We start from the raw sequence: 20,153 nt of genomic DNA, 5'->3' as shown, positions 1-20,153 counted from the left end.
CTGGCGGGCCGTGGCGGTCAGGAACCCTGCGGCTGTCGTGCCGCCGCTTCCGACAGGCGCGGGCCGGTGGGCAGGAACGTCGACCACTGTGCCGGGACGGGAGAGGGGGCCACCTTCTCGTAGCCGAGGCGGGTCTGGGCGATCTTGGCTTCGTTGAGCCCCTGCTCGCGCTGTTCGTCGGAGGTTCCGATCCCCTCGTCGTCCGTGGCGCTGTCGCTGTTGGACTGCAGGGCGTAGCGCAGCCCCGTGTCGGTGACCAGGAAGACTCCGCCGGCGTCGGTCTCCGTGCCCTGGAACTGCCGGTAGAGCTGGCCGGAGCCCGGGGTGACGTAGGCGCTGGACGAGCCGGTGGGCAGCTGCGCGGGGAAGTCGGTGCCCGCCCAGGTGGACAGGGTCGTCCGGCCGTTCTTGGCGTCCACCGAGCGCAGGACGCTGCAGACGGTGTTGGTGCCGGACGTCGCGGTGGTGCCGTCGTTGACCGTCTCCGGCCGGTACTCGGGCCAGTTCCGCTGCCCCTCGAACTCCGTGCTGTCGACGACCGCGCCGGGGCTGACCTGCTGGGCCTCACCCGCCTGCCCGACACCGACCAGGTCGCCGCTGTTGAGCAGCAGGGTGGCGGTGAACTCGGAGATGCGTGCCACCTCGCCGGTCAGGACGACGTAGTACTGCATGCGCCGGCCGTCGTACGCCTTGATGACCATGCCGACCTTGTCGTACTCGCGGAGTGCCTCGGCGGCTCCCGCCTCCGCACCCGGGGTGCCCTCGATCTCCGGGATGGAGACCGGGTCGCCCTGGTGGAGGGTGTCCAGCCACTCCTGGGAGACGCGCTGCGGGGCGCGCCCCTGGGTGTCGAGGGCCTTGAGGAGTTCCTTGTCGGCCGGGTCCGCCAGCGGATAGGCGTAGCCGCGGGAGTCGACCACGTACTGGGAGGTGCCGTCGGGGCCGACGACGTACATCAGCTCGCCCCCGGTGAGCTTGCCGGAGCCCTCGGTCCTGGACCACTCCTTCTTCCCGAGGACGAACGCCGCCTTCTGGATGGCGCGTCCGCCGGCGCCGGGCCGCTCGCAGACCGCCCAGCGCTTGGCGGCCTCGGCCTCCTCGGGCGAGGGCAGCCGGTCGGGCGCGTAGGGGATGCCGATCGTGGCGCCGTGCGGTGGTTCGCCGCTGTCGAGGACCTTCTCCTTGACGGTGATGACGCTGTCCTTGTCGGGGTCCAGGAGGAGTTTGGCGGACGCCATGTTGAGGACGGGGTGCAGTTGCGTCTTCCCTTCCGTCTTGAGCACGACGTACCGCGTGGTGGAGTCGCTGGCCACGATCACGTGCGCCCCCGGTTCGTCCCACCCCTTCGGGGCCGTCGGACTGAACAGGCCGATCGCGCCGAAGACGGCGAGGACGACCACGGCGACGATGACGCCCGGCACGACTGCTCTGAGCGGCTTGGGGGCGTCCTCTTCCGAGCCCGAGGGGGAGGGGCGCAGGAAGGACGCGAGCGTGCGGCGCTTCGCGAAGGTGTAGGCGTTCAGTTCGTCGCGCCGTGATGCCATCTGCTTTCGCTCTCTCCCCGTGCGAGGAAGTGGAGGACCGGTGGATGTTCAGTGGGCGACCACTGAACGTCCGTCCCCACACCCCCGGCTGCCTCTGGAACCCCGACTGTCGGTCTCGGCCCCTACTATGCCTGCTGCGCGTCCGGGTGTGCGGCACGGGTAGGGTGCTGGGGCCCTGCCGGTTTCCTGCGGGCAGTGTTTTAGGGAGAGTTCGGGGGTTTTTCAGTGATGGCTTCCGCGCCGCGGACCCGGTCGCGATCGCAATCGACGACGTCGAGGGCCGTCGCGCCCCGTCTGCGGACGCGTTCGGGACGCGGTGGGTCCTTCCTGGTCCAGCGGCTGGTGCTGCTGGAGTTGGCGGCCGCCCTGGTGGTGTGCGGTTGGCTCATCGGCCCTGTCGTCCTGGTGCCGGGTGCCGTCGTCGCCTTCTTCCTCTGCGTGCTCGCGGTCGTACGGCGTCGGGGACACTCCCTGCCGGAATGGCTGGGCAGTCGGCTGGCTCTGCGCGCGCGCCTGCGGAGAGCGGGGAAAGCGCCGGTACCGCCGGACGTCGATCCCGGTCTGGTGCCCGCGGTGGAGTGCGAGCCGAACCTGCGGACGCACACCTACAGCCACGGCGACGACCGGGACCGGCGGCCGGTGGGCATGGTGGGCGACGGGAGTTTCCTCAGCGCCGTCCTCCAGGTGGAGGCCGACGCCGGTGCTCTGCGTGCCGAGCGCGGTCGCAGGCCGCTTCCGCTCGCTCTGGTCCGGGACGCGCTGGACGTGGACGGCATCCGTCTCGAGTCGGCGCAGATCGTGCTGCACACTCAGCCCGCACCCGCGCCGCACCTGCCCCAGCAGTCGGTCGTGGTGACGAACTACCAGCAGTTGCAGACCGGAACCGACTCGCCGGCGGTCCGCATCATGTGGATCGCGCTGAAACTCGACCATGAGCTCTGTCCCGAGGCGGTGGCCGCGCGTGGCGGCGGGCTCCTCGGGGCGCAGAAGTGCCTGGTGCGGTCGGCGGAGCACCTGTCCAGCCGGCTGACGGGCGCCGGTTTCCGGGTGAGCCTGCTGACCGAGGAGGAACTGACGGCCGCCATCAGCACGTCGGTGTGCGCCAACCCCATGGTGACCGCCCAGGCCGGACAGAGCGACGCGCCCCGGCGGCGGACCGAGGAGTCCAGCCGCAGCTGGCGCTGCGACAACCGCAGGCACACCACGTACTGGGTCCGTCGCTGGCCCCCGCTCGGCGGCCCCGGCGGCGGTCTGCCCCAGCTCGTCGCCGGGTTGACGGCGGTTCCCGCGCTGGCGACGACGTTCAGCCTGACGCTGGCCCGCAGCGGACAGCGGGACGTGGCGGTCACCGGACACGTGCGGGTCACCGGCCGCAGCAGCACCGAGCTGGCCGCCGCCCGCCGCGCACTGGAGCATGCCGCACGCCAGGCGCGCACCGGGATCGTACGTCTGGACCGGGAGCAACTGCCCGGTGTGCTCGCCACTCTGCCGCTCGGAGGTGCCCGCTGATGGTCCTGTCGACCTCCACCACACCGGCCGGTCCGGCCGCCGGTGCGCAGCCGCCCGCCGGCCTCCGGGACCGTCTGCGCACCGGGTTCGGGTTGCTGGGACCCCGGCATCCACGGCACACCCTGTCCTTGGCCGAGGCCGACATGCTGGCCCTGCCCGTGGGCGACGACGGAGTCGTGGTGGGTGTGAACGCCGAGGGACAGCCCGCCGTCCTCGGGGTGAACCGCCCGACGCCGTTCGACATCCTGCTCATCGGTGGTCTGTGGACGACGCAGGTGCTGGCGCTGCGCGCGGCGGCGACGGGGGCGCGGGTCGCGGTGGAGACCGGCCGGCCCGCGCACTGGGCGCAGGTCGTGCAGGCGGTCGGCGGCGGCCAGTCCGGGATGACGGTGCACGAGGTGGGCCGGGTACCGCCGCTCGGCGCCTCGGCGACGGGCCCCGTCCTGGTGATCCGGGACTGCGGCATGCGGCCGCCGCGCGGGCGGGTGACCTCGGCGCCCTGGCAGTCCGTTCTCACGCTCCTGCCCTATCTGAGTCCGGTCGCGCCGAGGCTGGCGCGTCAGGCACGCCTGGTGGGCGTGCAACGCGTCTCGCCCGACGAGGCGGTGGAGATCGGGCGGGTGACGGGACTGCCCCGGGCCGAGTACGAGGCGCTTCCCACGCTCGCCGACGGCGTCACCCTGTGGTGCACGGAGCGGGACCGGCAGTACGTGATGACGCAGCCGACGGATGCCGAGATCGGTCTGATGGGAACGCCGCGCCGCATGGACTGACCGGTCGGCCCACGGTTCTTCGGGCGTCATGTGCGGTTTGACGCTTCCGCGGGTGTTTGTCGGCCGGCGGGTGACGGCGCTCGACGCGATCCACGGGTGCTGCCGGCGGGCGGGGCTGACGGGGCGGGGCTACTGGTGATTAGGCTGGTACCCGGCGCGACGCCAGAACCCGGGGGCCGGGCATCGGCGTCCTATCGGGAGGGCCGGTTCGGACGACTTCGTTTCCCTTTCGGACACGTCGGACGACGAGAAATGGTCGCCCCAGCACGGCACAAGGGTGCTCGACCACACCAGGAGGAACTGTGAGCAGCGATCGGGACGGGACGCGCGGGGGCTGGGCGACACCCGGCGATGACCAGCCCGACGCCGAGTCCGCCATCGAGACGACGGGCGAGTTCACCATCGACTACGCGCCGCCGGCCTGGTACACGCAGAACGCCTCGGGGAGTTCGGATTCGGGGGCGCCGTCCGCCTCGTCCGCTCCGTCACCCTCCGGTTCCTCGCCTTCCCACCCCGCTTCGGCCCCTTCCTCCAACGGGCCCGTTCCGCCGCCGCCCGCGCCCGCGTCAGGGGCGCCCTTCCCTCCGTCCGCGCCCGCGTCCGCACCGGGCGCCCCGTTCACGCCGCCCCCGCCGTCCGGGGAGCCGGTGGCCGTGCCGAGGCTTCCGGTGGGAAGCGGGTTCGAGCCGCAGCGGCCGGAAGCGGAGAAGGAGCCCGGGGAGTCGGGCACGGCTTCCCCCCCGGCCGACAACGGTGATCTGGAGAGCGGTGCGACGATCCGCTTCTCCGCCGCCGCGCTGAAGCGGGAGATCGCGGAGCGCGAGGCCGAAGCCGAGGCGGGCGCGGAAGCGGAGACCGCGGCTGAGGCCGGGGGGCGGCTGGAGCCGTCCGCCGGTGAGGGCGGGGCCGACGATGCCGCCGGGAGCGCCGCGGAGACCTCCGACGGCCCGTCGGACGCCGACGGCTCCGAGGAGGCTTCCGGTACGGCCGACGCGTCCGGAGCCGGCGCGGTCTCCGACTCCGGGGACATCGCGGCCGATGACGTGGTCACCGAGGAGGGCGAGTCCTCGGTGACCGGCGTGGCGGACGACGCCGCGCCGGTGGAGCCGAAGGCCGAGTCCGAGGACACCGGGCCGGTGGACGACGCGGTGCAGGCCGACGCGGCTCCCGCGGACGACACGCCCCAGGGCACCGCCCCGGCCGCGCCCGCCGCCCCGCCCACCTGGAATCCCCCGGCGCCGCAGGGCGTGCCCCCGGCGCCGCAGGGCGTGCCCCCGGCGCCGTCGGCGTACCCCTCCGCCCCGGCGCCGGCCGGCCAGTGGCCCGCGCAGCCGCCGCAGGCACCCGGCCTGCCGACGGACGCGGGCGCGCAGCCTCAGTCCGCGGCGGCACAGGGCCAGCCGGCCGTCCCTGCCCAGCAGCCACCGTTCCAGCCCCAGGCTCCGCAGCCCGCGCCCGCCGCCTGGAACCCGCAGGCCGGTCACGGCTTCCCGCAGCCGGGTACCGCTCCGACTCCCCCGGCCCAGCCCGCCGGTCACGGCTTCCCACCCGCCGGTCCCCCCGGCGCGGCGACCCCGCAGGCCGGTCACGGCTTCCCGCAGCCTCCCGCACAGCAGCCCGGGGCCCCGGCCGCGCCGGCGCCCCACGCCCCCGCCGGCTACGGCTTCCCGCAGCCGGGTACCGCTCCGACTCCCCCGGCCCAGCCCGCCGGTCACGGCTTCCCACCCGCCGGTCCCCCCGGCGCGGCGACCCCGCAGCCCGAGGCCGCCCCCGCGCCCGGCCCGCAGGCCGGCTCCGGCTACGGCTTCCCCCAGCCGGGCGTCGCCCCGGCGCCGGCCCCTCAGCCCGGGGGCCCGCCCGTGCTCGGCCCGCAGGCCGGTTACGGCTTCCCGCAGCAGCCCGGCGTGCCCCCGCAGCAGCCCGTGGATCCGCGTACCGGGGCCGCCTGGCCGCAGCCCGTCCAGCACGACCAGCGGCAGCCGACCAACCCCGGTGCGGCGCCCCTCGGTTACACCGCCGCCGTGGAACTGTCCTCGGACCGGCTGCTCAACAGCAGGAAGCAGAAGGCGAAGAGCAGCCGTCCCGCGGCCGGCGGTTCGCGCTTCAAGCTGGGCGGGAAGAAGGAGGAGGCCGAGCGGCAGCGGAAGCTGGAGCTGATCCGCACGCCGGTGCTGTCCTGTTACCGCATCGCCGTCATCAGCCTCAAGGGCGGCGTCGGCAAGACGACCACGACCACCGCCCTCGGGGCCACCCTCGCCACCGAGCGGCAGGACAAGATCCTCGCGATCGACGCCAACCCGGACGCCGGTACGCTCGGCCGCCGTGTGCGGCGCGAGACCGGGGCCACCATCCGCGACCTCGTCCAGGCGATCCCGTACCTCAACTCGTACATGGACATCCGGCGGTTCACCTCCCAGGCGCCGTCCGGTCTGGAGATCATCGCCAACGACGTCGACCCGGCCGTGTCCACGACGTTCAACGACGAGGACTACCGGCGCGCGATCGACGTGCTCGGCAGGCAGTACCCGGTCATCCTGACCGACTCCGGTACGGGTCTGCTCTACAGCGCCATGCGCGGCGTGCTGGACCTCGCCGACCAGCTGATCATCATCTCCACACCGTCCGTGGACGGTGCGAGCAGTGCCAGTACGACGCTGGACTGGCTGTCCGCGCACGGGTACGCGGACCTCGTCTCGCGGTCCCTCACCGTGATCTCCGGGGTGCGCGAGACCGGCAAGATGATCAAGGTCGACGACATCGTGGCGCACTTCCAGACCCGGTGCCGGGGCGTGATCGTCGTACCGTTCGACGAGCACCTGGCCGCCGGTGCGGAGGTCGACCTCGACATGATGCGGCCGAAGGTGCGGGAGGCGTACTTCAACCTCGCGGCGATGGTCGCCGAGGACTTCGTGCGGCATCAGCAGTCGCACGGCCTGTGGACCTCCGACGGCAATCCGCCGCCGGTCGCCGCCCCGCCGCTGCCGGGCCAGCCCGTCCCGGGCCAGCCCTTCCCCGGCCAGCCCATGCCCGGCCAGGCCGTCCCGGGTCAGCCGGGCCCGTACCCCCAGCAGCCGCAGCCCGGGCAGCCCCCGGCCCAGCCCGGCCCCCCGTACCCGCAGGCTCCGGGCCACCCCTACCCTCCGCACCCCGGCCCGCGGTAAGGCACCGCAGCAGAGCGGCCCCTTTCGAGGGGCCGCTTTCGCGTGCGGGGCCGGACTCCGCCGTCAGCCCCTGGCCAGCGACGCGTCATCGGTCTCGACCAATGAGCGCGTCCTGCGCGTCAACTCATCGTTTTCGCAGGCCACATGGGGTGTCCGCGCCGTTGACGCCCGCAGTGGTCGCTGATAGACACACTCATCACCCACCTGATCAGCCCGTCCTTCCCGTGCGAGCGATGACGCGAGGTCAGCGACCATGGAAACGAACGATCAGTACGGCGGTCACCTCCGCACCCCGGGCCGCGCCCGGCTCGTCATGGCGGCCGGCGCCGCCGCGCTCGTCCTCGGCGCCGGGCTCGCCGCCCCGCTCGACCCGGCGCCGCAGCAGGCCCAGGCGGCCGAGGACGGCGGCAAGGTTCTGACCGTCGCGGTGGCGCAGAGCGTCGACTCGCTCAGCCCGTTCCTGGCGGTACGGCTGCTCAGCACGAGCATCCACCGGCTCACCTACGAGTACCTGACGAACTACGACCCCGAGGACAACCACGTCATCCCCGGCCTGGCCACCCGGTGGGAATCGTCACCGGACAAGCTGACCTGGACGTACACCATCCGCTCGGACTCGACGTGGTCGGACGGCGAGCGGGTCACCGCCGAGGACGCGGCCTGGACGTTCAACACGATGATGTCCGACCCCGGCGCCGCCACCGCGAACGGCAGCTACGTCGCCAACTTCGAGAGGGTCACCGCGCCGAGCCCCACCCGGCTGGTCATCGAGCTGAAGAAGCCGCAGGCCACGATGACCGCGCTGGACGTGCCGATCCTGCCCAAGCACGTGTGGGAGAAGGCCGGCGACTACTCCGAGTTCAACAACGACAAGGACTTCCCCGTCGTCGGCAACGGACCGTTCGTCCTCACCGGCTACAAGGCGGACAGCCATGTGCGGCTGAAGGCCAACAAGGACTTCTGGCGCGGGGCGCCCGAGTTCGACGAGCTGGTCTTCCGCTACTACAAGGACCAGGACGCCGCGGTGTCGGCGCTGCGCAAGGGCGAGGTGTCGTTCGTCGCCGGGTCGCCGTCCCTGACGCCCGCCCAGGCGGACTCGCTGAAGGGCGAGAAGAACATCCGCGTCAACGACGCGCCGGGGCGCCGCTTCTACGCGCTGGCCACCAACCCGGGCGCCAGGGCGAAGAACGGCGAGAGGATGGGTGACGGTCACCCCTCGCTGCTCGACCGGCGGGTGCGCAACGCGCTGTTCATGGCGGTGGACCGGAAGACCATCATCGACAAGGTGTTCCAGGGGCACGCCGTGGAGGGCGCCGGCTACATCCCGCCCCGTTTCCCGCAGTACTACTGGGAACCGTCGGCCGACCAGGAGCTGGCGTACGACCCGGCGGAGGCGGCCCGGCTGCTCGACCGGGCCGGGTACCGGAGGAACGGCGACGGCGAACGGGTCGGCAAGGACGGCGAGCCGCTCGATTACCGCGTGCTGTGCCACGCCACCGACCCGAACGACAAGGCGGTCGGCCAGTACCTCGAGGAGTGGTGGGGCGACCTGGGTATCGGGGTGAGACTCAACTGCCTGGACAACGTGACCGATCCCTGGCTCGCCGGTGAGTACGACCTCGCCTTCGACGGCTGGTCGGTCAACCCGGACCCCGATTTCGTGCTGTCCATCCACACCTGTGCGGCGCTCCCGGCGACCCCGGAGGAGACCGGCGCGACCGACAACTTCATCTGCGACAAGACGTACGACGAGCTGTACGCCCGGCAGCTCGCCGAGTACGACGCCGGCGAACGGGCGGACATCGTCAAGCAGATGGAGTCGCGGCTGTACGACCTCGGGTACATGAACGTCATGGCGTATCCGAACGCGGTCGAGGCGTACCGCACGGACCAGATCGAGTCGATCACCACCATGCCTGCGAAGGCGGGCAACATCTACGGCCAGGACGGCTACTGGAGCTGGTGGTCGGCGGTGCCCGCGGACTCCGGTGACGCGGGCGGTGGTTCGTCGTCGACGGGCGTGGTCATCGGGATCGTCGCGGGTGTCGTGGTCCTCACGGGGCTGGGGGCGTTCGCGGCGATGCGGCGACGGGCCACGGCCGAGGACCGCGAGTAGACGGCGAACGGGCGTCCATGACCTCCGACGCGACATCCGCACCCGTAGGCGGGGGCACGGGCGACGCCGGCGGTTCGCCGACGGACGGCGGCCGCGCCGCCACCGCCTGTCCCCGGTACGTGGCGGGCAAGGTGGCCGGCGCGGCCGTGTCCCTCCTCGCCGTCCTCGTCACCAGCTTCTTCCTGTTCCGGCTGATCCCCGGCGATCCGGTGAAGTCCATGACCGGCGGCCGGCAGGTGTCGGCCGAACAACTGGCCGCCTACCGGGAGCAGTTCGGTCTCGACCTGCCGCTGTGGCAGCAGTTCGCCGACTACTGCGGCAAGGCGCTCACCGGTGATCTGGGGACGTCGTACCAGTTCAACGCGCCCGTGGCCGAAAAGATCACGGAGGCGTTGCCGAACACACTGCTGCTCACCGGCACCGCCTTCGTGCTGTACACGGCGCTCGGCATCGTCCTCGGCGCCCGGTCGGCGTGGCGGCACGGGCGGTTCGGGGACCGGTTCCACACGGGGCTGGCGCTGCTTCTCCACTCCCTGCCGTCGTTCTGGCTGGGGCTGCTGCTGATCGTCACGCTGTCCGTGGGGATCGGCCCGCTGCCCGGGCTGTTCCCGACCGGCGGCATGGAGTCGGGCGGCGAGGAGGGCTTCGCGTACGTCGTGGACGTGGCGCACCACCTCGTGCTGCCGGTGATGACGCTGGTGGCCGTGGAGTACGGGCAGACCCTGCTGGTGACCCGGTCGGCGCTGCTGGACGAGATGGGCAGCGACTACCTGACCACCGCGCGCGCCAAGGGGCTGCGCGACGACCTGGTACGGCGTCGGCACGCGGTGCCCAACGCCCTGCTGCCGACCGTGACACTGATCTTCATCAACCTCGGACGGACGGTGGCCGGTGTGATCCTGGTGGAGACGGTCTTCTCCTGGCCGGGCCTCGGCGGGCTGTTCTACCAGGCGCTGAGCGTGCCCGATCTGCCCTTGGTGCAGGGGCTGTTCTTCGTGTTCGCCGCCGCGGTGATCGTGATGAACACGCTCGCCGATCTGATCTATCCGCTGTTCGACCCCCGGGTGGGCCGATGACGACCGGGAAGCGGCCGGCCGCACGCCCTCGCGCCCTGGCGTGGCAGCGGCGCCGGGCCTCGGCCGCGCGTTCCTGGCGGCAGTACCGCACGCACCGGGCCGGTGTCCTCGGTCTGGCCACGCTCGCGCTGTTCGTGCTGCTCGCCCTGGCCGCTCCGCTGCTCGTCGGATCCGACGTGACCGACGTGACCGACGCGCCGGGCAGCCCGATGGAGCGACCGAGCGGTGAACTGCCCCTCGGAGCGGACCGGTTCGGACGGAATCTGCTCGGCCTGGTGATCTGGGGCGCACGGGTGTCACTGCTGGTGGGACTGTTCGCGGCCGTGCTGTCGGTGGCGATCGGCACGGTGATCGGGGTGACGGCGGGGCACTTCCGGGGCTGGTACGCGACGGTGGTGATGCGGATCACCGACTGGTTCCTGGTGATGCCGACGCTGGTGCTGGCGATCGCGCTGGCCACGGTGATGTCCCGCTCGCTGCTGACCGTCGTCGTGGCGATCGGGGTGACGACCTGGCCGACGACGGCCCGGCTGGTGCGGGCGCAGACACTGGCGGTGGAGACCCGGCCGTACATCGAGCGGGCGCGGGCGCTGGGCGGCGGGCACTGGCACGTCATGTCCCGGCACGTGCTGCCCAACGTGATGCCGCTGGTGCTGGCGCAGACGACGCTGATCATCTCCTCGGCGATCCTGGCGGAGGCGACACTGGCCTTCCTGGGGCTCGGTGATCCGACGGTGGTGTCGTGGGGCGGGCTGCTCCAGGACGCCCGGGAGGCGGGCGCGGTCAGCGCCGGGCACTGGTGGTACCTGGTGCCGCCGGGCATCGCCATCGCCCTGGTGGCGCTGGCGTTCACACTGTGCGGACGGGCCGTGGAGTCCGTCCTCGACCCCAGGCTGGGGGTGTCCCGTTGAGTCTGCTCGACGTCAGGGGGCTGACGGTCACGTACGCGGGCGGGACGGCCGCCGTGCGCGGGGTGGACCTGCGACTGGAGGCGGGCCGCAAGCTGGGGATCGCCGGGGAGTCGGGCTGCGGCAAGTCCACCCTGGCGCTGGCGCTGCTGCGGCTGCTGCCGGCGGGGACCCGGGTGGGCGGCGAGGTCCTGCTGGACGGCGAGGACGTACTGGCCATGAGGTGGGGCCGGGTCCGGGCGGTCCGGTGGGCCGGGGCGTCCATCGTGTTCCAGGGGGCGATGCACTCCCTCAACCCCGTGCGGCGCATCGGCGACCAGATCGCCGAGCCGGTCCTGCTGCACCGGAAGGCGACCCCGGCCGGGGCCCGGAGGAGAACCGGGGAACTGCTGGAGCAGGTCGGTCTTCCGGCCGCCCGTGCGACGGCCCACCCGCACGAACTGTCCGGCGGGCAGCGGCAGCGCGTCATGATCGCCATGGCACTGGCCTGTGATCCGCGGCTGATCATCGCCGACGAACCGACGACCGCGCTGGATGTGATGGTCCAGGCGCAGATCCTGCGGCTGATCGAGCGGCTGGTCACGGACCAGGACGTCGGGCTGATCATGATCAGCCACGATCTGGCGGTGCTCGCCGGCACGTGCGACCGGCTCGCGGTGATGTACGCGGGCCGGGTGGTCGAGGAGGGCCCGGCGGGAGAGGTGTACGAGGCCGCCCGCCACCCCTACGCCCGGGCGCTGTCGGACGCGTTCCCGCGCATCGGCGACCCGGCGGCGCGCTTCGCGCCGCGCGGTCTGCCGGGCGACCCTCCGGATCCGGCGGCGCTGCCGTCGGGCTGCGCGTTCCATCCACGGTGCCCGGTGGCGCTGGACTCCTGCACCACGGAGGACCAACTCCTGGCAGACGCGGGGCCGGACCGGCGGGTGGCGTGCGCACGGGTCACCGCGGAGAACAGGACGGCCGACGAGCCGGTTCCCCTGCGGGACACGGGGGCCGACGACTCGGACCCCCGGCACGGCAAGGCGGCCGGCGGACCGGACCCCCGGCACGGTACGGCGGCCGGCGAACCGGGGGTCCCGGAGGAAAAGAGGCCCAGTACCCCATGACCACCCCCACCTCCCCCCTCCTCAGCGCCCAGGGCGTGCGCATCGCCTTCCCGGGACGGCGTGGCGCCCCGGACGTCCGGGCCGTGGACGGTGTCCACCTGGACATCCGTCCCGGCGAGATCGTCGCCCTGGTCGGTGAGTCGGGCTGCGGCAAGACGACGCTGGCCCGCGCCCTGCTGGGCCTGGTCGAGCCGACCGCGGGCCGGATCACCTTCGACGGGCGGCCGCTGGAGTACTCCGGCCGTTCCCTGAAGGCGTACCGCAAGCGTGTGCAGCTGGTGCTGCAGGACCCCGGCGGCTCGCTCAACCCGCGGCACACGGTGTACGACGCGGTGGCCGAAGGGCTGCGCGTCCACGGTCACGGCGGTGACGAGCGGGCCGTGGTCGCCGACGCCCTGTCGCGGGCCGGGCTGCGCCCGCCGGAGCGCTTCTTCCTGCGCCGCCCGCACGAGCTGTCCGGCGGTCAGCGGCAGCGCGTGGTGATCGCGGGCGCGCTGGTGCTGGAACCCGAGCTCCTCGTCGCCGACGAGCCGGTGGCCTCCCTCGACGCGTCGGTGCGCGGGGAGATCCTCGCCCTGCTGCTGCGGCTGCGCGCCGAGCTGGGCCTGTCCGCGCTGGTGGTCACGCACGATCTGGGGCTGGCCTGGAACATCGCCGACCGGGTCGCGGTGATGTACCTGGGCCGGATCGTGGAGACCGGACCGGTGGAGCAGGTCCTGACGGCGCCCCGGCACCCGTACACCCGGGCCCTGCTGTCGGTCCTCCCCGAGGCGCCGGGCGAGCCGGTGGTCCTCACAGGCGAGCCCCCGGACCCGTCCCGCGTCCCCTCCGGGTGCCGGTTCCACGCCCGCTGCCAGGTCCTGGCGGACGGCGGGGCGGACCGGGCGGGCGTGGCGGAGGCGTGCCGGGACCGGGACCCGGAGATCCTCGACGGGGGCGGCGCGGCCCAGGTGGCGTGCCACTGGGCGCACGCCGGGAAGGGCTGACGGACTACGGTCTCCCGGCCGCGGCCACGAGGGCCTTGCAGCGCTCGACGTCCTCGGCCATCTGCTCCAGCAGCGCCTCCAGCGTGTCGAACTTCGCCTGCCCGCGCACGAAGGCCAGGAAGTCGACGGCGACGTGGAGCCCGTACAGATCGAGGCCGACGCGGTCGACGGCGTACGCCTCGACCGTGCGCTCGGTGCCGTCGAACTGGGGGTTGGTGCCGACGGAGATCGCGGCCGGCATGGCCTCGCCCTGGGCGTGCAGCCAGCCCGCGTAGACGCCGTCGGCGGGGATCGCCGTGTGCGGGAGGGTCTCGACGTTGGCCGTGGGGAAGCCCAGGTCGCGGCCGCGCTGGGCGCCCCGGACGACGACGCCCTCCACCCGGTGCGGGCGGCCCAGGATCTCGGCGGCGCCCTCGACCTCGCCCTCTGCGACCAGGCGGCGGGTGAGCGTGGAGGAGAACGGCTCGCCGCCGCCCGCCTCGCCGGTCACGTACAGGTCGACGACCTCGACGTCGAAGTCGTAGACCTCGCCCTGCTCGGCGAGGAACTCCACGGTGCCCGCGGCCTTGTGGCCGAAGCGGAAGTTGGGGCCCTCGACGACCGCCTTGGCGTGCAGCTTGTCGACCAGGACCTTGACGACGAAGTCGGCGGCGGACAGCTTCGAGAACTCGGTGGTGAAGGGCAGGACGAGGACCGCGTCGACGCCGAGGCCGGCCATGAGCTCGGCGCGCCGGTGGTGCGGGGCGAGCAGCGGGGGGTGGCTGCCGGGGCGGACGACCTCGCTGGGGTGCGGGTCGAAGGTCACGACGACGGCGGGGACGCCGAGGTCCCGGGCCCGGTCCACGGCATGCCGGATGATCAGCTGGTGTCCGCGGTGGACACCGTCGTAGGAGCCGATGGTGACGACGCTGCGCCCCCAGTCCTGGGGGATGTCCTCCAAGCCACGCCAGCGCTGCACTGTGCCTGCTCCTTGTCGAAACCTCGTCGAACGAACCCGAGTCCACGGACTTCCCTGCGCAGCTCTAAGGGTGCCATGCCGCATGCCGGGGGCCCGCATCGGCATGGGACCTGTGTGACGGGGTGCACGTGCCGGGCGGGGTCAGGCGGGGGCGTCCGCGCCGGCCGGGTCCTCGATCGTCCTGCGGATGGCGGGCCCGGTCAGCGCGGCCCACTCGTGTGGGGCGTCCGTCAGCCAGCCGGTCAGGGCGGCGGCGAAGCCCGGCACGTGACGGGCCAGGTCGGCCAGGCAGCGGTCGAAGCGGGCGGCGCCCTCCGCGGTGCGGGCGAGGAGCAGCCCGGTGCGGTGGACGAGGACGCGCGGTTCGGGGCCGGTGTTCCGGGCCGCGGCGCGCAGCACCGCCTCCAGGACGGAGGCGTCGGACTCGCGGGCGAGCAGGGTGTCCAGCAGTTCGCGGCGCAGCGGACGGGAGTCAGGTGTCCCGGGGCCGGCGAGGACACCGGCGAGGGCCACCCGGAGCGGTTGCGGGCCGCCGTCGAGCAGGCCGGTGAGCAGGCTCCTCAGCGCGGCACGGGCGGCCGGGCCCCGCTCCAGCCTCCCCTCGGCGTACGCGGCCACGTGCCCCGTGAGCTCGGGGCGCCGCTCCACCGCCTCCCGCACGAGTGCGGCGACCGGGCGGACCAGGGCGGGCGGGGCCGCGTCGGCGAGGGCGCGGAACGCCTCGTCCGCACCCTCGCCGAGCCTGGTCCGGAAGGCGTCGAGGACGGGCTCCGGGTGGGTGTCGAGGGCGGGGGTGAGCGCGCTCGGCGGGAGGTGGGGATCGCCGGCCCTGAAGCGCTCCAGGGCCCGTGGGAGGTGGCGGTCCCTGCTGTTCGGGTCGCGGACCAGGAGGGCGAGGGCGCCGCCGTGCAGATCGCGGTCGGCGGTGCGGACGAGGACGGCGAGCGCCGCGTACCGCAGCAGGGTCCGGTCGGCGTCGTCGCGCGCGTACGGCGCGACCCGCAGTCCGTGGGTGACGGCCGTGGCCCGGCGGGCGGGCCGTTCGTCCTTCGCCCACCGGTCGACGGCCCTGCACATCACGGCGGGCTCCTCCTCCGTCAGCACCGTGAGCAGCTGGTCGGCCCGCCGGTGCCCGCTGTCGGCGAGCGCCTCCGTCAGCGCGTCCGGGGCCGCCTGCCGGTGGGTGTACAGCAGCGCCTGCGCGGCGGTCGCCACGGTGGCGTGCGGGGTGGCGGGCAGCGGCCGCTCGTCCTCGAACCAGCGGACGAGGTACGGCGGTACGGCAACGGGGTCGGCGGCGAGCAGCCGGGCGGCGGCGTCGAGGAAGCGGGGCCCGTTCTCGCACGGGGGGCCGTCGGCGTGGACAAGCCGGCGCAGCAGCGCGCAGCGCGTCTCCAGCGGCAGCCGGAGAGCGGTCCAGAAGGCGGGCCCCAGCTCCGGCGGCACGTCCCGCCGCTGCTCCCGCCAGGCCACGAGACGGTCGGCCAGCAGCCGCAGCACGTCCGTGTACGGCGTCGCGTCGGTCACGCGCGCGAGGGTTCCGCGGAGCAGGCGGGCGGCCCACCAGGAACCCGGAGCGGCGTCGAGGGCGTGCACCAGGTCCGTGAGCCGTGAGGAGAGCGCCCGGCTCCCGTGCCGCCGTGCGAGGAACAGCAGGGCCTCGACGACGACGCCGAGGCGGTGGTGCGGGACGGGGGCGACGGCCGGAGGGGCGGCTTCGGCGTCGGGGGCGGTCCGGCGGCCGGCCGGTGGGAGACGGAGGCCGGCCGCGGACCGCGCCCGTGCGTCGGGACCGGCGGCGGGCGGTACCGGACGTCCGACGGCCGCGCCGGCCCCACCGTCCTCGGCGGCGAGTCCCGGGTGGGCGCCGGCCGCCGCGCCGTCGCGGCCGACGGACCCCGTCGGCAGGAGGCCGTCGTCGGCAGGCCGGTGGCCGGTGTCGGCGACGGCCCAGGGGTCGGGGCCGGCGACGGTCCAGGGGTCGAGAGCGACAGCGGGCAGAGCACGACGGCCGGCGGCCGGGTCGGCCCGGCGACCGGGCAGCGGGAGAAGACCCTCCGCGGCGTCCCCGCCGCCGGAAGCGGCCCGCACGGCCCGACGTCCGTCAGCCGCACCGGTCCTGCGGCCGGGCACCGGAAGAAGGTCCTCCGCGTCACCCCCGTCACCGGGGGCGGCGGCGGGCCGCGGAGTACGGCCGTCATGGGCGGCCGGGGCGGCGGGGGCGGTGTGGACCAGGGCGCGCAGGGCGTCGTCCACGTCCAGGTGGGTGCCGTGGAGCCAGTCGGCCAGCTCCTCGTCCGCGAACCGGTGGCCGGTCGCCCCGGCCGGGACGAGGAGCCCTTCGGCGAGGACGGCCGAGGCCCAGCCGGTGCCGCCGCCGAGCCGGCCGGGGGCGGGCCCCCGGGGGAACACCGCCTCGAACGCCTCCCGGTCCAGCTCACCCGTGCCGAGGCTGCGCCGGGCGGCCTCGTGCACCTGTCCGGCGACCTTGGCTGCGAGCCGGCGTACGGCGGTGCCGCGGATCCCGCTCCCGTCGGCGAGGCGGACGGCGATCCGCAGGCACACCAGGTCCAGGTGGGCCGAGAAGACGTCGTCCCGGTCGACGGGGACGTCGGGGGCGGTGTCGCCGAGGGCGGCCCGGACCTCCGCGAGCATCCGCAGGGTCAGGGGGTGGCGGGCGTCGGCGTCGGCGACCGTGCCTTCGGGGATGCCGTGACGGGCGCGCGCCTCGCGGGCCTCCTCGGCGGTGAGGTCGCCGAGGACCACACAGGCGGGGAGCCCGACGGGGCGGGGCGCGCCGGCGTGCAGCAACTCTTCCGGGAACCCCGTCTCCTCCCAGTGCTCCGCCCGGCACGCCACCACCAGCCGGGCCCCCGTCGCCCGCAGCCACCGCACGGTCCCGGCGGTCCACCCGGCCGGGTGGGAGAGCGCCGCCTCCTCGGGGCCGTCGAGGAGGAGCAGCAGGGGGTGGCCGGCCGTGCGGGCGAGTCCGGCCAGGTGCTCCGGGCTCACGTCGCCGAGGGCGTCCGGGCCGGCCGGGAACGGGGCGCGGGAGGCGGCGACGACGGCGGCGGCCCGGTCCAGTGCCCGGCGGGCGGCGTCGGCGACCGAGCCGTCGCCCTCCCTCACGTCGGCGCCGCGCAGCCGGAGCGTGGGCCGCCCCGCGCGGTGCCGGCGGGCGGCGAGCGCCTCGAGCTGCGTCGTACGACCGCTGCCGGGCGGGCCGACCAGCCCCAGCACCGCCGCCTCGCCCCGCTCGAACGCGGCGAACTCCGCCAGTACGGCGGGCCGGCCGACGGGGTCCACGGCACCGGCCGGCCCGTCCCCTCCGGCCGGGACGGCCGTGAGCCGCACCACCCCGGCGAGGTTGAGATCGGCTCCGTGGGCCGGGACCGTCGCCGCGTTCTCGGCCAGCAGCCCGGCGAGCGGGCCCTCGGCACGGGCCGCGGGCGGCAGCGGTACGGCGAAGCCCCCGTCGCGGTCGTCCGCGCGGAGCGCGGTGCCGAGGACGCCCAGCACGGCGTTGGTGGTGGCGTCGAGCACCGGGCCGCCGGCGGCTCCGCCGCCGAGCCGCAACGCGTCCCGGCCCGCGGTGCCGACCGCCAGCTCCAGGGCGCCGCCGAGGGGGTACGTGCGGTCGGTGGCGGTGTAGGTCACGGGTCTCGTGCCCAGCACGCGCGCCCCGCGCCAGCCGCCGGCGGCGATCCGCACATAGGTGCCGGGCCGGACGGTGCGCCGCGCGGTGACCGGCAGCGGTGCGACGCCGAGCCCCTCGCTGCGGACCAGGGCCAGGCCGAGCGCGGGCAGTGGGGTCACCGCGTCCGCGGTCACCACGCACTGGCGGCCGGCCGCCGCGCGCAGCACGAGCCGGGACAGACCGTCGACCGCCTCGTGACTGGTGAGCACCGTGCCGTGGTGGTCGGCCACGAAGCCGGTCCCGCGCGGCCGGCCGGCGAGGTCGTGCAGGCGGACCAGGACGTCGCACGGGCCCGGAGTCCCGTCCGGCGTGTCCCGTTCGTGACGGGGTTCGTAGGGGGACGGCATCGTCGAAGCCTCCCGTCGCGCATCCGTGCCCTCGGCTGCGACAGTAGGGCCGGGATGATCAGCGGGACAGATCACCCGGTGAACGCGCCCCCTTCCGCTCCCCCGGTTCACTCCGAGCGCCCGCACTTACGGGTGAACAGGCGGGGGTGGATGGATAACCCTAGGGGTGGGGGAACCGAGGGGGGCCGTGGAGCGGCGTCATGTGCGTCATATGACGCCGCTCCACGGGCGGACCCGCGGCGGCGGTCAGCCGAAGACGGCCAGGCTCCTGGCCTTGCCCCGCTGTTCCTCGACGAGCGCCAGGAACCGGCTCTCGGGGCCGAACACGGCCACGGCTCCGGAGCCGGCGTACTCCTCGGGCATCTCGAGCCGCACCCCGTTGGTGAGCAGCCTGGCCCGCCGGCCGTCGACGTCCCAGCGCGGGAACGCGGCCGTGGCGGCCTCGGCGATCGGCATCACCGTCAGCTCCTGCTGGAGCTGGTCCAGCGTCTTCGCGGAGTCCAGCTTGTACGGGCCGACGCGGGTCCGGCGCAGCGCGGTGAGGTGCCCGCCGACCTCCAGGCCGGCGCCCAGGTCGCGGGCGAGGGCGCGGATGTAGGTGCCGGAGGAGCAGACGACCGACACCACAAGGTCCAGTACCGGGGTGCCGTCCCCGGCGACCGCCTCCCGGACGTCGTAGACGGAGAACGAGGAGACGGTGACCGGCCGGGCGGGGATGTCGAACTCCTCGCCCTCCCGGGCCCGCTTGTAGGAGCGCACCCCGTTGATCTTGATGGCGCTGACCTTGGACGGCACCTGCATGATGTCTCCGGTCAGCGCGGCGACGCCGGCGTCGACGGCCTCGCGGGTGACCGCGGAGGCGTCGGTGGAGGAGGTGATCTCCCCCTCGGCGTCGTCGGTGAGCGTGTTCTGCCCGAGCCGGATGGTGCCCAGGTACTCCTTCTCGGTCAGCGCGAGGTGGCCGAGGAGCTTGGTCGCCCTCTCGACGCCGAGGACGAGGACGCCCGTCGCCATCGGGTCGAGGGTGCCGGCGTGGCCGACGCGCCGGGTGCGCGCGATGCCGCGCATCTTGGCGACCACGTCGTGCGAAGTGAAGCCCGACGGCTTGTCGACGATGACGAGGCCGTCGGGCGTGGTGTGCTTCTGGGTCATTCGGCGGTGTCGTCCGTCTCGTCGTCTTCCGGCTTGCGGTACGGGTCGGCATCGCCGGCGTACGTGGCGCCCGCGGACGCCTCGCGCACCTTCGCGTCGGACTCGCGCGCCTTGTCGAGGAGGTCCTCGATGGTGCGTGCCGTGTCCGGGAGCGCGTCCATGACGAAGGCCAGGGTCGGGGTGAACTTCACGCCCGCCGCCCGGCCCACCTCGGAGCGCAGGACGCCCTTGGCGCTCTCCAGGCCCGCCGCGGCGGCCTTGCGCTCCTCCTCGTCCCCGTACACCGTGTAGAAGACGGTCGCCTCCCTGAGGTCACCCGTGACCCGGGTGTCCGTGATGGTGACGTGCGAGCCGAGCCGCGGGTCCTTGATCCCGCGCTGCAGCTTCTGGGCAACCACCTCTCGGATGAGGTCCGCCAGCCTTTTCGCCCGCGCGTTGTCGGCCACTGGTCCGTCTCCCGTTCTTTCCTGTCTGCGTATCTCTGGGCTGTGATCGTCAGTCGTCTTCGCCGTGGAAGCGCCGCCTGACGGACAGCAGTTCCACCTCCGGGCGCCCGGCGACCAGCCGCTCGCAGCGGTCCAGCACGTCGGTCAGGTGCGCCGCGTCGCCGGACACCATGGCCAGGCCGACGACCGCCCTGCGATGGAGGTCCATGTGATCCACCTCGGCCGCGCTCACCGCGTACTTGCGCTGGAGCTCGGCGACGATCGGGCGGACGACGGAGCGCTTCTCCTTCAGCGAGTGCACGTCGCCGAGGAGGAGGTCGAAGGACAGTGTCCCCACATACATGTGTGCAACCGGTTCACCCGCCGGCACGGGA

At 74.1% G+C, this 20,153-nt stretch carries 14 protein-coding genes; 8 read left to right on the top strand and 6 right to left on the bottom strand.

The genetic code is table 11. The features are described 5' to 3' along the window. Nucleotides 1-17: 17 nt before the first annotated feature. The gene (gene eccB, locus ACZ8ZB_RS24970; protein WP_470739868.1) at nucleotides 18-1,544 is read right to left on the bottom strand and encodes a type VII secretion protein EccB; all 1,527 of its coding nucleotides are present in this window, start codon (nucleotides 1,542-1,544) and stop codon (nucleotides 18-20) included. A 228-nt stretch (nucleotides 1,545-1,772) separates the two neighbouring features. On the opposite strand from eccB, the gene eccE reads away from it, so the two are divergent. From eccE to ACZ8ZB_RS24930, 8 genes are all read left to right on the top strand, one after another. Continuing rightward, nucleotides 1,773-3,053 (top strand): type VII secretion protein EccE, encoded by a 1,281-nt coding sequence (gene eccE / locus ACZ8ZB_RS24965; RefSeq protein WP_470739867.1) that lies wholly within the window; start codon nucleotides 1,773-1,775, stop codon nucleotides 3,051-3,053. Further along, the gene (locus ACZ8ZB_RS24960) at nucleotides 3,053-3,826 is read left to right on the top strand and encodes a hypothetical protein (protein ID WP_470739866.1); all 774 of its coding nucleotides are present in this window, start codon (nucleotides 3,053-3,055) and stop codon (nucleotides 3,824-3,826) included. The genes eccE and ACZ8ZB_RS24960 overlap by 1 nt, the downstream gene beginning before the upstream one ends. 302 nt (nucleotides 3,827-4,128) lie before the next feature. After that, on the top strand, nucleotides 4,129-6,987 hold the full coding sequence (locus ACZ8ZB_RS24955; protein ID WP_470739865.1) for an SCO5717 family growth-regulating ATPase: 2,859 nt from the start codon (nucleotides 4,129-4,131) through the stop codon (nucleotides 6,985-6,987). Between the two features lie 253 nt (nucleotides 6,988-7,240). Beyond that, nucleotides 7,241-9,103, top strand: coding sequence for an ABC transporter substrate-binding protein (locus ACZ8ZB_RS24950; protein ID WP_470739864.1), 1,863 nt, complete (start codon nucleotides 7,241-7,243; stop codon nucleotides 9,101-9,103). A gap of 17 nt (nucleotides 9,104-9,120) precedes the next feature. Further along, a complete protein-coding gene (locus ACZ8ZB_RS24945; protein WP_470739863.1) occupies nucleotides 9,121-10,179 on the top strand; it encodes an ABC transporter permease in 1,059 nt (352 codons plus the stop codon). Next, on the top strand, nucleotides 10,176-11,090 hold the full coding sequence (locus ACZ8ZB_RS24940; protein WP_470739862.1) for an ABC transporter permease: 915 nt from the start codon (nucleotides 10,176-10,178) through the stop codon (nucleotides 11,088-11,090). The genes ACZ8ZB_RS24945 and ACZ8ZB_RS24940 overlap by 4 nt, the downstream gene beginning before the upstream one ends. Then, entirely contained in the window at nucleotides 11,087-12,193 is a 1,107-nt protein-coding gene (locus tag ACZ8ZB_RS24935) for an ABC transporter ATP-binding protein (protein ID WP_470739861.1), read from the top strand. Before ACZ8ZB_RS24940 ends, ACZ8ZB_RS24935 begins: the two co-directional genes overlap by 4 nt. Further along, nucleotides 12,190-13,179, top strand: a complete 990-nt coding sequence (locus ACZ8ZB_RS24930; RefSeq protein ID WP_470739860.1) for an oligopeptide/dipeptide ABC transporter ATP-binding protein — start codon at nucleotides 12,190-12,192, stop codon at nucleotides 13,177-13,179. Before ACZ8ZB_RS24935 ends, ACZ8ZB_RS24930 begins: the two co-directional genes overlap by 4 nt. A gap of 4 nt (nucleotides 13,180-13,183) precedes the next feature. Here the strand turns inward: ACZ8ZB_RS24930 and ACZ8ZB_RS24925 are convergent, their stop codons facing one another. The 5 genes from ACZ8ZB_RS24925 to ACZ8ZB_RS24905 all read right to left on the bottom strand — a co-directional run bounded on the left by ACZ8ZB_RS24925 (nucleotide 13,184) and on the right by ACZ8ZB_RS24905 (nucleotide 20,122). Next, the gene (locus ACZ8ZB_RS24925; RefSeq protein WP_470739859.1) at nucleotides 13,184-14,137 is read right to left on the bottom strand and encodes a bifunctional riboflavin kinase/FAD synthetase; all 954 of its coding nucleotides are present in this window, start codon (nucleotides 14,135-14,137) and stop codon (nucleotides 13,184-13,186) included. Nucleotides 14,138-14,278: 141 nt separating this feature from the next. Beyond that, nucleotides 14,279-18,181: a trypsin-like peptidase domain-containing protein gene (locus ACZ8ZB_RS24920; RefSeq protein WP_470739858.1), complete on the bottom strand. Its 3,903-nt coding sequence runs from the start codon at nucleotides 18,179-18,181 to the stop codon at nucleotides 14,279-14,281. 246 nt (nucleotides 18,182-18,427) lie between these two features. Continuing rightward, the gene (truB, locus tag ACZ8ZB_RS24915; protein WP_470739857.1) at nucleotides 18,428-19,333 is read right to left on the bottom strand and encodes a tRNA pseudouridine(55) synthase TruB; all 906 of its coding nucleotides are present in this window, start codon (nucleotides 19,331-19,333) and stop codon (nucleotides 18,428-18,430) included. Next, on the bottom strand, nucleotides 19,330-19,779 hold the full coding sequence (rbfA, locus tag ACZ8ZB_RS24910; RefSeq protein ID WP_470739856.1) for a 30S ribosome-binding factor RbfA: 450 nt from the start codon (nucleotides 19,777-19,779) through the stop codon (nucleotides 19,330-19,332). The genes truB and rbfA overlap by 4 nt, the downstream gene beginning before the upstream one ends. Nucleotides 19,780-19,828: 49 nt before the next feature. Beyond that, the gene (locus ACZ8ZB_RS24905) at nucleotides 19,829-20,122 is read right to left on the bottom strand and encodes a DUF503 domain-containing protein (RefSeq protein WP_470739855.1); all 294 of its coding nucleotides are present in this window, start codon (nucleotides 20,120-20,122) and stop codon (nucleotides 19,829-19,831) included. Nucleotides 20,123-20,153 lie beyond the last annotated feature (31 nt).

It is taken from the genome of Streptomyces sp. 12E, assembly GCF_055633275.1.
The sequence above is the reverse complement of the archived record's forward strand: the minus strand, read 5'-3'. Positions and strand labels throughout refer to the sequence as shown.